At 52.2% G+C, this 14,077-nt stretch carries 9 protein-coding genes; 4 read left to right on the top strand and 5 right to left on the bottom strand.

Translation table 11 applies throughout. From position 1 onward, the window contains the following. Positions 1 to 625 precede the first annotated feature (625 nt). Both ppc and ACVA53_RS03665 read left to right on the top strand, forming a co-directional pair. Entirely contained in the window at positions 626 to 3,256 is a 2,631-nt protein-coding gene (gene ppc / locus ACVA53_RS03670) for a phosphoenolpyruvate carboxylase (RefSeq protein ID WP_255040369.1), read from the top strand. A gap of 417 nt (positions 3,257 to 3,673) precedes the next feature. Further along, positions 3,674 to 4,237 carry a PadR family transcriptional regulator gene (locus ACVA53_RS03665; RefSeq protein ID WP_255040368.1) on the top strand — a complete coding sequence of 188 codons (564 nt, stop codon included), beginning with the start codon at positions 3,674 to 3,676 and terminating at the stop codon, positions 4,235 to 4,237. Between the two features lie 71 nt (positions 4,238 to 4,308). Here the strand turns inward: ACVA53_RS03665 and metF are convergent, their stop codons facing one another. From metF to ACVA53_RS03650, 3 genes are all read right to left on the bottom strand, one after another. Next, positions 4,309 to 5,199, bottom strand: a complete 891-nt coding sequence (gene metF, locus ACVA53_RS03660; RefSeq protein WP_255040367.1) for a methylenetetrahydrofolate reductase — start codon at positions 5,197 to 5,199, stop codon at positions 4,309 to 4,311. A 332-nt stretch (positions 5,200 to 5,531) separates the two neighbouring features. Further along, positions 5,532 to 7,955 carry a bifunctional aspartate kinase/homoserine dehydrogenase II gene (locus tag ACVA53_RS03655; protein ID WP_446504513.1) on the bottom strand — a complete coding sequence of 808 codons (2,424 nt, stop codon included), beginning with the start codon at positions 7,953 to 7,955 and terminating at the stop codon, positions 5,532 to 5,534. Further along, positions 7,956 to 9,122 (bottom strand): O-succinylhomoserine (thiol)-lyase, encoded by a 1,167-nt coding sequence (locus ACVA53_RS03650; RefSeq protein WP_446504512.1) that lies wholly within the window; start codon positions 9,120 to 9,122, stop codon positions 7,956 to 7,958. A gap of 177 nt (positions 9,123 to 9,299) precedes the next feature. Here ACVA53_RS03650 and metJ point away from each other — a divergent pair, with 177 nt between their 5' ends. Then, on the top strand, positions 9,300 to 9,617 hold the full coding sequence (gene metJ / locus ACVA53_RS03645; RefSeq protein ID WP_068330548.1) for a met regulon transcriptional regulator MetJ: 318 nt from the start codon (positions 9,300 to 9,302) through the stop codon (positions 9,615 to 9,617). A gap of 99 nt (positions 9,618 to 9,716) precedes the next feature. Here the strand turns inward: metJ and ACVA53_RS03640 are convergent, their stop codons facing one another. Both ACVA53_RS03640 and rpmE read right to left on the bottom strand, forming a co-directional pair. Further along, entirely contained in the window at positions 9,717 to 10,967 is a 1,251-nt protein-coding gene (locus ACVA53_RS03640) for a malic enzyme-like NAD(P)-binding protein (RefSeq protein WP_255040364.1), read from the bottom strand. Positions 10,968 to 11,261: 294 nt separating this feature from the next. Further along, positions 11,262 to 11,474, bottom strand: a complete 213-nt coding sequence (gene rpmE / locus ACVA53_RS03635; RefSeq protein ID WP_008988141.1) for a 50S ribosomal protein L31 — start codon at positions 11,472 to 11,474, stop codon at positions 11,262 to 11,264. Positions 11,475 to 11,706: 232 nt separating this feature from the next. Here rpmE and priA point away from each other — a divergent pair, with 232 nt between their 5' ends. Beyond that, entirely contained in the window at positions 11,707 to 13,908 is a 2,202-nt protein-coding gene (gene priA, locus ACVA53_RS03630) for a primosomal protein N' (protein WP_446504511.1), read from the top strand. The last annotated feature ends 169 nt before the right edge of the window (positions 13,909 to 14,077 follow it).

Raw genomic sequence — 14,077 nt, 5'->3', positions numbered from 1 at the left:
AGTCCGTTTGTTTGATTTATGGGTTTTTGGGGTATTACTGACAGCAGGGCTGTCTCGGGATGGGGTGCGCAGAGGCACCAAGCGAAACTCAGCGTCGTCGGAGGGCGTGTTGTGATTGGCTATTCGCTTGGTTCATGGGGCTTCGTACCTTTCTCAGTTACGTTACTTCAGTTTCGTTACAATTTTCGCTACCGTTCGGTTAACAGCTCTTGTTCGTTAACCATCGTTCAACATGGATATTTTTATTCACACATATTGAATTAATATGTTTTTACCGATATTTACTACCGGTGTCAACTCTTGGTAGAGAAAAAATCATATTTTCGTCAGTATCCTCTCCTCGTCACCCAAGCCCCCTTCTATATACTGCAGCACAAAGCACTAAAATGGCCGCAAAGTGCCTCCTTTCACGACATATTGCACAACAAGCACGCGTATTTTGTGCCTTATCACGCCACTTCAGTGACACTTTGTTACAGCCCCAGTTTCATAACATGATAAAAATCAATGTACTGTCGTTTTCTTACCAGTTATGACGATCAATGTTGACCTCAAAGCCTGAACACGGCTAGATTGTTGTCTATTGAGTTAATTGGATGTAATAAATTTACAAGATGGATGCGATATGAACGAAAAGTACAGCGCGCTTAGAAGCAACGTCAGTATGCTCGGCCACATGCTGGGCACGACAATCAAGGATGCGCATGGTGAAGCGCTACTGGGTAAAGTAGAAACCATCCGCAAACTGTCCAAATCTGCTCGAGCAGGTAGCCAGGACGATCGTGCCAAGCTGATCGACGAACTGCAGAACTTACCAGACGACCAGTTACTGCCTGTTGCCCGGGCCTTTAGCCAGTTCCTGAACCTGACTAATATTGCCGAGCAGTACCATACGGTGTCTCGCCATAGCGAAGAACATATCTGCAGCCCAGATTCTATCGATGCCCTTTTTGCCAAACTGGATGAGCAAGACATCAGCCAATTCGATTCTATTCAGGCGATTCGCGACCTCAATATTGATCTGGTACTGACAGCCCACCCGACGGAAATTGCCCGCCGTACCATGATCCACAAGCTGGTACAGATCAACAAATGCCTCTCCAAACTGGAGCTAAGCGAACTGTCGGCCTGCGAGCGCCAACGCGTTGAGCGCCGCCTAGAGCAGTTGATAGCTCAGGCATGGCATTCTGATGTGATCCGCAAGCAACGTCCAACGCCGCTTGATGAAGCAAAATGGGGCTTTGCGGTCGTTGAAAACTCACTATGGCACGCCGTACCTGAGTTCCTGCGCCATTTTGATGAGAAGCTGACGGCTCACCTCGGTGAAAGGCTGCCGATTGATGCCGCGCCAGTGACCTTCTCCTCATGGATGGGCGGTGACCGCGACGGTAACCCGTTTGTGACCTCGGAGGTGACCCGCGAGGTATTGTTGCTGTCACGTTGGAAAGCGGCCGATCTCTACCTGCAGGATGTCAAGGAGCTGGTCAGTGAGCTGTCGATGGTTAAATGTAACGACGAGGTACGTGAGCTGGCTGGTGACGAGCATGAACCGTACCGCGCCATCCTTAAGGATCTCCGCGCCAAGCTAACCAATACCCGTGACGTACTTGATGCCAAGATCAAAGGCCTCGATGCACCAAGTTTCGGGATCATTAATGATATCGAACAACTATGGAACCCGCTGTACGCCTGTTACCAATCACTGCACGATTGCGACATGGGGATCATTGCCGACGGCCTACTGCTTGATGTTCTGCGCCGAATCAAGTGTTTTGGTGTGCATCTGGTTCGCCTTGATATCCGTCAGGAAAGTACCCGCCACTCCAATGTCATTTCAGAGCTGACCCGCTACCTAGGCTTGGGTGACTACGATCAGTGGAGCGAGCAGGATAAAGTCGCTTTCCTTGTTCGTGAACTGTCGTCCAAACGTCCGCTGCTACCACGCGACTGGGAGCCCTCAGCCGAAGTCAAAGAAGTCATCGATACCTGTAAGGCGATTGCAGACCAACCTCGCGAAGCACTGGGCGCTTATGTCATTTCCATGGCCCGTACCGCCTCCGATGTGCTGGCGGTTCATCTCCTACTACAAGAAGCCGGCTGCAAGTTCCGGATGGACGTTTGCCCGCTGTTCGAGACCCTAGAAGATCTCAACAATGCCGAGAGCGTGATCAAACAGTTGATGAGCATCGACTGGTACCGTGGCTACATTCAGAACCACCAGATGGTAATGATTGGGTATTCCGACTCAGCCAAAGATGCCGGCGTCATGGCGGCAGGCTGGGCCCAGTACCATGCAATGGAATCTCTGGTTAACGTGTGTGAAGAAGCAGCGGTTGAGTTGACCCTGTTCCACGGCCGTGGCGGTTCTATTGGCCGTGGCGGTGCACCTGCCCACGCCGCACTATTATCGCAGCCACCGCGCAGCCTGAAAGGCGGCCTGCGAGTGACTGAGCAAGGTGAGATGATCCGCTTTAAGTTGGGTCTACCGGAAGTGGCAGTCAATAGCCTGAGCCTATACGCCAGCGCGATCCTCGAAGCCAACCTGATGCCACCACCGCAGCCGAAACAAGAATGGCGCGAGCTGATGGATGTACTGTCAGAAGTATCTTGCGATGCCTACCGCGATGTGGTTCGTGGCAATGAGGAGTTTGTCCCGTATTTCCGTGCTGCAACGCCTGAGCTGGAACTGGGCAAGCTGCCGCTAGGCTCACGTCCTGCCAAGCGTAACCCGAAGGGTGGCGTGGAAAGCCTGCGTGCTATCCCATGGATTTTCGCCTGGAGCCAGAATCGCTTGATCCTGCCTGCTTGGCTGGGTGCCGGTGAAGCGATCCAGTTCTCGATTGACAAGGGCCACGCCCCTCAACTGGAAGAAATGTGTCGCGAATGGCCATTCTTCTCAACCCGTCTAGGGATGCTGGAGATGGTGTTCACCAAGACCAATATCGGAATTGCCGAATACTACGACCAGCGCCTGACCGACAAGTCGCTATGGCCTATGGGCCAGAAGCTACGCGATCAGCTACAGCAAGACATTAAAGCCGTGCTAACGGTAGAAAACAGCGCCCACCTAATGGAACAAAACCCTTGGGGCGCCGAGTCTATCCGTCTTCGTAACATCTACGTTGAGCCGCTGAATATGCTGCAGGCCGAATTGCTATACCGTACCCGCCGCCAAGAAACACCATCACCAATGCTGGAAGAAGCCTTGATGGTGACCATTGCTGGTATTGCAACGGGTATGCGTAACACCGGTTAAGCGGCAAAAACATCAAACCACAACACAAAAGGCTACCGACACTTCGGTAGCCTTTTTTTCCGCTATTTTTTCTTTGCCTCATTATTGATACACCTCTACGGATATAACGTTAGCTAGAATAAAACCGCACGCACTGAAACCACTTGATAGAAAACAAATTGCAGTAAAGAACAAATACAAATTATCACGCAATATATAGACCAGCATCACAAGACGGGCAATTGGTTGCACCAGTTTTCGTTGATATCACGCTCTGATGTCGAAAAATAGTCCGTTGATGTGTATGCTACGTGATCTCGATCAGGCACTGCAACAATACGATTATAAAAACGCCAATGAGCGATGGGTACGTTGCGGCCAGTTCCGGCCATGCCAGTCGAGTTATTTTTTTATGTAGTATTTTAACGGATAGAAGAGATGTCACTACCACACGTTATTTTAACTGTGTTGAGTAACCGCGATGCCACTGGTTACGATATCACCAAAGAGTTTTCCCACAGCATTGGTTATTTCTGGAAAGCCAGCCACCAGCAAGTGTACCGCGAGCTGAACAAAATGGCCGGCAACGACCAAGTAACCTGTCAACTTGAACCACAAGAAGGCAAACCTGATCGTAAGGTGTATTCCATTACTGATCTGGGCCGTCAAGCACTGTTTGAATGGTTCCAAGAGCCTGCCCGTAACCCAACCATCCGCGATGAGTTTTCAGCTAAGCTGGTCGTTTGTGGTGTGCACAATTCAGAGCCGATGCAGCACCAGCTCGAAGGCCTGATTGAAGAGTCGCATACCCTTATCAACCACTACAACGAAATGGAAAAAATCCATTTTGCTGACCACAAAAACCTCGATCGCCAATCCCGTCTTGACCGCCTAACCCTTCGCCGTGCGATCCACAATCGCCAGGCTTGGATTGACTGGGCCGAGGAAGTATTGATCGAGCTGAAAGACATGGACTCAGCGGGTAGCCCGGTTGCACTTTAAGCGCTGACTACCAAACATAAAAAAGCCGCTCAATGCGGCTTTTCTTTTATCTGCTATTTGGATATCCAAGATTAGGCTTTGGCACGTACCCCTAGCGTATGGCAAATCGCATAGGTCAGTTCGGCACGATTTAGGGTATAAAAGTGGAAATCTTTCACGCCTTCACGGCTAAGTACCCGTACCATATCAATCGCGTTGCTAGCTCCCAACATCTGACGGCTGAGCAGATCCTCATCCAGCCCTTCATACTGCTTCTCGAGCCAGCCTGGAATTTTCACATTATTGGCATTAGCAAAACGCTTAGCTTGCTTCATATTGGAGACAGGCAAGATCCCCGGTACGATTTCAACATCGATACCTGCCGCCACACAGCGGTCGCGGAAACGCAAGTAGCTTTCGACATCAAAGAAAAACTGAGTAATGGCACGGCTAGCACCGGCATCGACCTTGCGCTTGAGGTTGATCAAATCCGCCTGGGCGCTTTTGGCTTCAGGGTGCACTTCCGGGTAGGCCGCAACCGAAATATCAAAGTCGGCTTCCTTACGCAGTAATTCAACCAAGTCTGCCGCATACATGTCAGGCTTGGCACCTTGTTCAGGAAGGTCACCACGAAGGGCAACGATGTCACGGATACCATTATTCCAATAGTCACGGGCAATGGTTCGCAGCTCATCACGGGTAGCATCGATACAAGTCAGGTGCGGGGCCGCGATAAGCCCAGTCTGATCTTTGATGTCCTTGATAATTGAGTGGGTGCGGTCACGCTCACCGGAGTTGGCACCATAGGTGACCGAGACAAATTTAGGTTGCAGCGTCTTCAAGCGATGAATGGAATTCCACAGCGTCTGCTCCATCTGCTCACTGCTTGGCGGAAAGAACTCGAATGACACATTGATGTTGCCGTCAATGTCAGCAATATTCTGATTCAGTGAATCCAGGTTGCTTGCGTGTGAATAGCCCATAATCCTTTCCTTACTCTTGTTGGCTCGCGGCCACTCCCTAAACTGAGACATCAAAATAACCGTTTAGACGTCTATATGTCTACAGAATGTCTTGTAAACAATTTATTGTCAACATGATGATCATGAATAATTTTCAACTTCAAATTGCAATATCTTCAACATTCCCTGATAGCACAAAGCCCGCAAATAGCGGGCTTTGAGAGTATAGGATACTCCTGCAGAGATTTGAGCTATTTAGATGGACAAAGCTGGACTAATACGCCGGCTAACCATCAATCACCCAGCATATAGCACTCAGTTTACAGCCAGGAATTCTTCAAAATTAAAAGTATTTACAGCATCGAAGCCAAACGGTTGATATCCGACAACAAGGCACCCGCCGTCACATCTCTGCCAGCCCCCGGTCCACGGATCACCAGCGGGTTATCACGGTACCAGTGGCTTTCGATGGCAAAAATATTATCACACGGCAGCAAATTGGCCAGGGCATGCTCTCGAGACAACGCCTCTATCCCCACTGCCGCCCTACCATGGCGATCCAAACGGGCGGTGTAGCGCAGTACTTTCTCTTCTTTCTGGGCCTTGAGCAGGCGTTCATGCAGCAACTCATCCAACTCTGCAGCCTGCTCGAAGAAGTCATCAACACCAAGCGCTGCCAGCGAATCCGGTACCAAGGTTTCGACCTTGACCTGCTCGGGCTCCAGCGACAACCCCGATTCTCGCGCCAAAATAACCAGCTTACGCATCACATCACTGCCATCCAAGTCATGGCGCGGATCCGGCTCGGTCAAGCCCTGCTGCCAAGCCAGTTCGACCAGCTGCGAGAAAGGCACCGAACCATCGTATTGCTGGAACAGCCAAGACAAGGTACCGGAGAAAATTCCTGACAAGGCGATGATTTCATCGCCGCTCTCACGCAAGTCACGTACCGTGTGATTGACGGGTAACCCTGCCCCCACCGTGGCGTTGTATAGCCAGAAACGGCTGCTCTTGGCAAAGGCATCGATCACTTGATGGTAATACTCGCCAGACGCAGAGCCCGCCACTTTATTAGCCGAAATCAGGTGCAACCCAGCTTCAGCCACCTGCGGGTAGCGCGCAGCCAGTTCGCTGCTCGCTGTCACATCCAGCACCATGACATCATCATAGGTATGATGGGCCAGCACCGATAGCCAATCGCCATCGGTTTGATCATACCCAACCGACTCATCATCAAAAGCATGATGGGCCCGGCCGGCATCAATGCCGTTAAAATCAATCCAGTGGCGGCGGCTATCAACCACGCCGATCAAGGTAAAACTCATGCCATGGCGCTTTTCCAGCGTCGCCTTCTCGCGCTCGAACAACTCCAGCCAGCGACTACCGATATTCCCCTTGCCACAGAGGACAAGACCAATGCGTTTCTGGGCTTGGAATAAACTCTGGTGGATCCCCTGGATTAAGCTGTCAGTATCAGCCTTACGCAGTACGGCAACCAAGCTCAAACCCGATTCAGACTCGGCAATAAATTCCAACGCCTGGCCTTTGATCTGCTGATAGAAGCCATAGCAATGAACGGCATTGTTCACCACCCCAGCTCCCACGGCCGCCACCAACGAGAAGCCCTCACGCAAGCGTAAATCCGCGGCAATGCCGCTGTCTTGCAACTGGGCCAATACGCTATTTACCACCTCGGCCGTATAGGCCAGCTGAACCCGGCCTTTATCCGGTTCAAAACAGCGGGCGAGCGGCTGTAATTGGGTACGCTGCAAGAAGCGCTCGATATCAGAGGCGATAGGCGCGAAGTCATGGGCCCGGGTCACCGACAGCTCAATCAGGCACACCTCATTGAGCGAGGTAATAATTTTGGCACCGCGCCCAGAGGCCAGAACCCGCTCGACCCGGGTCGAGCCTTGCTCCGGCTGATGGCTGCAGCGCAGAGTCAAATCAATCGCGCTTTGGGCGACAGGCTGCAAAGTACGGCTATGCAGTACCGGCGCCGCCAAGCGGGCCAATTCACTGGCCTCATCAAGACGTAACAGTGGCAACAAGCAGGCATCGGCAACCTTGCGAGGATCGGCACTGTAGACCCCAGCAACATCACTCCAGATGGTGACGCGATCAACATCGGCCAGCGCACCAATCACCGTCGCCGAATAATCAGAACCATTTCGCCCAAGCAACACGGTTTCGCCAGCACCATTCTGGGCCATGAAACCGGTGATCACCACCCGCTGCTGGCTATATTGGGCTAACTGCTCCTTGAGCAGCGGTCGTGATAGGGCACGATCAACTTCCGGCTGTGCAGAACGCTCAGCACGTAGGAAACAACGCGAATCCACACTCACCGCAGACAGTTGCTGCTTGCTCAACAAGGCAGCCAACAAACGAGCTGACCATTGCTCACCATGGCCCAGCACCTTGGCTTGCTCGGCTTCATCCCGAGGCTTTTCCGCCAGGTTTGATAAGACTCCCAGCTCAAGATGCAGTTGAGTCAGCAGCTCATCGGCCGCCTTTCCGTCCAGCAACGATTCGATCAATGTCTGCTGGTAACTGCGCAAGGACTGCAAAGCTTCATGGGCCTGGCGACCGTCCTTATCCAGCAGTTCAAGCCATTCAATCAGGCTGTTAGTGGTCTTGCCAGCTGCCGACACCACCACCAAGTCATTATCGTTCGAATATTCCCGCAAAATGTCAGCTACCCGCAGGTAGCACTCGGGATCAGCCAGGCTACTGCCCCCGAACTTATGCAATTGACGTGAAAGAGAAACGCTCATTCAAGCCACCTCCGCGGCTTTGTTGAAAGCCTGCTCAAGATCAGCAATCAAATCGTCTGGATCCTCCAGACCAACCGAGAGCCTCAACAGGGTCGGCTTCAAGCCCGCTTCGGCCTGGGCTTCATCCGACATCGCACGGTGCGTCATACTCGCCGGGTGACAAATCAAGCTCTCCGTTCCGCCTAGTGACTCAGCCAATGAGAAACTGTTGAGCGTTTTTACAAACACTTCCAGCTGCGCCATATCACCGGCAATTTCGAAACTCAGCATCGCCCCAAACCCTTTTTGCTGCTTGAGCGCAATGTCATGGCCCGGGTGCTCAGGCTGGCTCGGGTGGTAAATATTGCCAACCAGCGGCTGTTGCTGCAGGTATGCCAAGATCTGACGGCTATTTTCTTCATGCATCCGCATTCTTGGTGCCAGGGTCCGCAACCCCCGCAATGTCATATAGGCATCGAACGGCGCCCCAGTCGCCCCGATACAATTTGCCCACCAAGCGATCTCTTCGGCATGCTCTTCAGTCTTGGAAATCAACACGCCACCGACCACATCCGAATGGCCGTTAATATATTTGGTGGTTGAATGAACAACAAAATCGGCCCCCAACGCAATAGGCTGCTGAAGGATCGGAGACAGGAAAGTATTGTCGACAGCCACCAATGCCCCAGCTTGTTTCGCTGCAGCACAGAGCTCCGCCACATCCACAATACGTAACAATGGGTTTGACGGGGTTTCCACCCAGATCAACTTGGGCTGCAGTGCCAACGCTTGGGCGACCGCAGTCGGATCAGTTTGGTCAATAAAACGAACCTTAAAGTCGCCCTTTGCCGCACGGGTATTGAACAAGCGATAGGTGCCGCCATAACAATCATGCGGCGCTATGATCAAATCTTCCGGCCCAATCAATGCTGAGGCAAGCAAGTTGATCGCCGCCGTACCACAGTTGGTCACGACCGCGCCCGCGCCCCCCTCAAGCTCTGCCAGCGCATCGGCCAGCGTATTGCGGGTAGGGTTGCCAGAACGGGAATAATCATATTGCGGCACCTCTCCTAGTTGCGAGAAGCTATAGGTCGAGGTTAAATAGAGAGGGGGAACCACAGCATTATACTGGGTATCGGATTCGATGCCGGTGCGAACAGCGACGGTGGCTAGCTTCTTGTCACTCATTATTACTTTCCTTGTCAGGGCGGCCCTGCCGAATAACTTTTATGCAACAACATAGCGACAATTAGTGAAGACGTCAACACTTCTAGACGTCTATATGTCTTTGCTTATGGCAGTAAATCCCGCTAAAATTCAGGCATACTATATTTCATCACTTTTATATCGCTGAGAAGGTAACAAATGGCAGAGTGGAATGGCGAATACATCAGCCCTTACGCGGAACATGGTAAGAAAAACGAGCAAGTCAAAAAAATTACAGTTTCGATTCCATTGAAGGTCCTGAAAATCCTGACAGATGAACGAACTCGTCGCCAAGTCAACAACTTGCGCCATGCCACCAACAGTGAACTACTGTGTGAGGCCTTCCTGCATGCCTATACCGGCCAGCCACTCCCAACTGACGATGATATCCGTAAAGACCGACCGGACGACCTTCCCGCTGAAGCTAAAGCGCTAATGGAAGAAATGGGCATCACATACGAAGATATCAACGAATAAGAATCCAAGTAAACTGCTACGCATAATGCCAGCATTTTATGACGATAAAAAAACCAGCCACATGGCTGGTTTTTTTGTATGCGCTACAGCCTGGAGGATTTACTTCACTTCCATATAGCCAACAGGCATATCGATTCGCGCAACGCCCGAGTCTACCGCCGCTTGGGCTACAGCCTTGGCAACACGTGGCAACAGGCGTGGATCCATCGGTTTAGGGATAATGTATTCGGTACCAAATTCAAGCTTGTCGGCACCTGCCGCCGCAACCACTTCTGCCGGTACAGGCTCTTTTGCCAGTGAGCGAATAGCATCAACGGCAGCGAGCTTCATCTCGTCATTGATTTCGCTCGCGCGAACATCCAATGCCCCGCGGAAGATGAACGGGAAACAGATAACATTGTTTACCTGGTTTGGGTAGTCCGAACGGCCAGTACCCATGATCAAATCATCACGAACGGCATGAGCCAGCTCAGGCTTGATTTCTGGGTCGGGATTAGAACACGCAAATACCACTGGCTTGTCGGCCATTAGTTTCAGTGATTCCGGCGCCAACAGATCGGGGCCCGATACGCCGACAAAAATATCCGCACCTTCAATCACATCTTCTAGCGTACGCTTGTCAGTATTGTTGGCAAACAGCTGCTTGTATTCGTTAATATCATCACGGCGGGTGTGGATCACCCCCTTGCGGTCAAGCATGTAGATTTTCTCTCGCTGGGCGCCGCACTTGATCAGCAACTCCATACACGCTACGGCCGCAGCACCAGCCCCCAAACAGACAATCACTGCTTCATTGATTTTCTTGTCTTGCAGCTCTAGTGCATTGAGCATACCCGCTGCAGTGACAATCGCCGTACCGTGCTGATCGTCATGGAATACAGGTACATGGCAACGCTCAATCAGGCGCTTTTCGATTTCGAAACAGTCAGGTGCCTTGATATCTTCTAGGTTGATCCCACCAAACGTATCGGCAATGTTCGCCACCGTGTCGACAAACTCATCGATAGTACGGTGCTTCACTTCGATGTCTATCGAGTCCAGGCCTGCAAAGCGTTTGAACAGCAGTGCTTTACCTTCCATAACAGGTTTTGACGCCAATGGGCCTAAGTTACCCAAGCCAAGGATAGCGGTACCATTGGTGATCACCGCGACCATGTTGCCTTTACCGGTGTACTTGTAGACATTCTCTGCGTTTTGCGCAATTTCACGCACTGGCTCAGCCACACCCGGGCTGTAGGCTAGCGCCAGGTCTTCGACGGTATTGGCCGGCTTGGTGAGCTCAACGGCAATTTTTCCTGGTACAGGGTAAGCATGGTAGTGAAGGGCCTGTTGGCGAAAATCTTCAGACATAGTGTTCGAAATCCTGACTTGGGTGACTTTATTTTAGATTTTGGACATAGATCATATTCTATGGCAGCACAAAATCCTAGCACCGAACATCTGGTCGATCCAATGATTCCCAGAGTGAGTCGCCGAGGTGGGTGGGGAATATAGCGTATTAGGCGATGGCTAGAAGATGGAATTGCCAACTTTGAAGGCAACAAGATGCTAATAGGGAATAGGGCTGGCAAAACTACGGTAGAAAAAATGGACATAAAAAAAAGGGATGCTTGCGCATCCCCTTTTTCGACATTCATCTGGCAATTACTTGCTAGAAAGCGCACCGAAACGCTTGTTGAATTTGTCGATACGGCCACCAGAGCTAACCTGACGCTGCTTACCAGTGTAGAAAGGGTGACACTTGTCGCATACATCTAGGTTGATGTCTTTACCCATAGTAGAGTTAAATACGAAAGTGTTGCCGCAAGAACAACGAGCGTTTACTGCAGTGTACTCTGGGTGAATACCTTGTTTCATGGGATAACCTCAAAAGTAAGGCCGTGTCGCTCTCCCGATCCAAAGCCGGGCACCACACGCGTTAATAAATATACGTAACGGCTGAACTGCCAATACGCCAAATTAGGCGGCGTATAGTAATCAATCAAACAGTTCAGATCAACCAATATGCGCCTTTTTTCGCCGCTTTGCTGCCCGAGGCTGGGCAAGGTACACTTCTCTATCTTAGTACATGCGGATTTAGCGGTTATATATGACGCCCAATATTGCCCGAGTGGCCCTTCCTGTTCCCCTGGACAAGCAATTTGATTACCTGGTCAAGCCCGGCCAGCAGCCTGCTATCGGTGGGCGGGTCAAAGTGCCGTTTGGGCGCCAGCAGTTAGTTGGGATCGTGATGACCCTTACAGACAAGTCTGATTTCCCTCTTAACCAGCTCAAGCCGATCTACAGCGTACTTGACCACTCGCCACTGTGGGAGCCGAGCCTGTTCAAGCTATTGAACTGGGCCAGCCAATATTACCAATATCCGCTTGGCGATACGCTGGCTAATGCGATGCCAACCTATTTGCGAAAAGGCCGTGAGGCATCACCATCGACACTAAAAATGTGGCAGTTGACTGACGCGGGGCACAACCAACCATTGACGGCCCTCAAGCGGGCACCGCGCCAAGTCCAGGCCTTGACGATGCTGCGTCAGGGGGCTTTGAGCCATGAAGCCCTGCTTGCCGAAGAGGTCAGCAATGCCACGTTGAAAGCCTTGACCGAAAAAGGGTGGATTGAAGCGCTCGAGCAAGCACCAGCAATGCGTCACTGGCAATCGCAGTTCGCGGTTACCGAGGAGAAACCCCGTCTCAACGAGGAGCAAGCCTTGGCGATTGCCAGTGTCAACGCCAATCCGGAATTTGGCTGCTACCTGCTAGAAGGTGTTACTGGCTCGGGCAAGACCGAGGTTTACCTCAACCTGCTTGAGCCCGTGCTAGCGGCCGGCAAGCAAGCGTTGATCCTGGTGCCGGAAATTGGCCTGACTCCACAAACTATCAACCGCTTCCGCCGCCGCTTCAATGTGCCGCTGGAGACGATCCACTCCGGGCTTAACGACACCGAACGGCTGTCAGCCTGGCTTGCCGGGCGTGATAACCAAGCCGGGATCATCATCGGCACCCGATCGGCCCTGTTCACCCCGTTTGCCAACCTCGGCATTATCATTGTCGACGAGGAGCATGACGCTTCCTATAAGCAGCAGGACAGCCTGCGTTACCATGCCCGTGATCTGGCCGTGATGCGTGCCAGCCAGGCCAATATTCCGATCGTGCTCGGCTCCGCAACCCCGGCACTGGAAACGCTGCACAACGCCAAAAGTGGCAAATACCACCACCTTATTCTGTCACGCCGAGCAGGCGCTGCCCAGGCTGCCCGCCATGGCGTGCTGGACGTCAAAGGGCAATACCTAGAGGCGGGATTATCTGCCCCACTGATCGCCCGAATGCGCCAGCACCTCGAGGCCGGTAACCAGGTCATGCTGTTCCTCAATCGCCGTGGGTTCGCACCGGCGGTGATCTGCCATGACTGTGGCTGGCTGGCCGAGTGCAAGCGCTGTGACGCCTACTATACCTTCCACCAGCAAAGCGGTGAGCTACGCTGCCACCACTGTGCCACCCAGCGTCCGATGATGCACCAGTGCGGCCAGTGTGGTTCGACCCAGCTCAATGCGGTGGGTGTTGGTACCGAACAGCTCGAGCAGCAACTCGAGATGTTGTTTCCGAATTACAGGACCGTGCGTATCGACCGCGACAGTACCCGCCGTAAGGGCAGCCTTGAGCACTACCTCGAGGCCATTCGCAACAACGAATACCAAATATTGATTGGCACCCAGATGCTGGCCAAGGGTCACCATTTTCCCGATGTCACCCTGGTTGCCCTACTTGATGTCGACAGTGCACTGTTCAGCAACGATTTCCGGGCCAGCGAACGCTTGGCCCAATTGTTTATCCAGGTCGCCGGCCGTGCGGGACGGGCCAGCAAACCCGGAGAAGTGGTATTACAAACCCATCATCCTGAGCATGGTCTGCTCCAGGCCCTGCTCTACAAGGGCTACGATCACTTCGCCTCGGGTGCCCTGAGCGAGCGCAAGCAAGCATGGCTGCCACCGTTCACCTACTTGGCCTTGCTGCGGGCCGAAGCCAACCAAAGCGAGCTGGTCGAGCAGTTCCTCCAACAGGTGAGAGGAATTTTCGAAACCAGTCCTGTCGCCAGCCAAGAAACAATGGTAATGGGCCCCAATCCTGCTCCGCTGTCACGCCGGGCGGGCCGCTACCGTTGGCAGTTACTACTACAAGCACCTAGCCGCAGGGCATTGCAACAGTGGCTGTCTGTTGCCAAGCCTGCCATCGCTTTGCTTCCTCTTGCCAAGAAAATCCGTTGGTCGATTGATGTCGAACCGCAGGATTTAACTTAAAATGAACAATGCGACATATGTCACATATTGGATGTAATTTATGCTGTTTAAAGCATGTTTAATCCCCGGCATACAGCCTACAATAACAAGCTCGCTGGCTTAGGTATCGGCTGCTTTGGCCATGATCCCCAGCGGAAAAAGAGAGAAAAATAATAGAGAGGAACCTTAA

Source organism: Photobacterium sp. DNB23_23_1 (assembly GCF_052873815.1).
The sequence above is the reverse complement of the archived record's forward strand: the minus strand, read 5'-3'. Positions and strand labels throughout refer to the sequence as shown.

Excerpts from the sequence above, each read along its gene's own strand:
- ppc (WP_255040369.1), top strand. The coding sequence starts at position 626 with ATGAACGAAAAGTACAGCGCGCTTAGAAGCAACGTCAGTATGCTCGGC.
- ACVA53_RS03665 (WP_255040368.1), top strand. The coding sequence starts at position 3,674 with ATGTCACTACCACACGTTATTTTAACTGTGTTGAGTAACCGCGATGCC.
- metF (WP_255040367.1), bottom strand. The coding sequence starts at position 5,199 with ATGGGCTATTCACACGCAAGCAACCTGGATTCACTGAATCAGAATATT.
- ACVA53_RS03655 (WP_446504513.1), bottom strand. The coding sequence starts at position 7,955 with ATGAGCGTTTCTCTTTCACGTCAATTGCATAAGTTCGGGGGCAGTAGC.
- ACVA53_RS03650 (WP_446504512.1), bottom strand. The coding sequence starts at position 9,122 with ATGAGTGACAAGAAGCTAGCCACCGTCGCTGTTCGCACCGGCATCGAA.
- metJ (WP_068330548.1), top strand. The coding sequence starts at position 9,300 with ATGGCAGAGTGGAATGGCGAATACATCAGCCCTTACGCGGAACATGGT.
- ACVA53_RS03640 (WP_255040364.1), bottom strand. The coding sequence starts at position 10,967 with ATGTCTGAAGATTTTCGCCAACAGGCCCTTCACTACCATGCTTACCCT.
- rpmE (WP_008988141.1), bottom strand. The coding sequence starts at position 11,474 with ATGAAACAAGGTATTCACCCAGAGTACACTGCAGTAAACGCTCGTTGT.
- priA (WP_446504511.1), top strand. The coding sequence starts at position 11,707 with ATGACGCCCAATATTGCCCGAGTGGCCCTTCCTGTTCCCCTGGACAAG.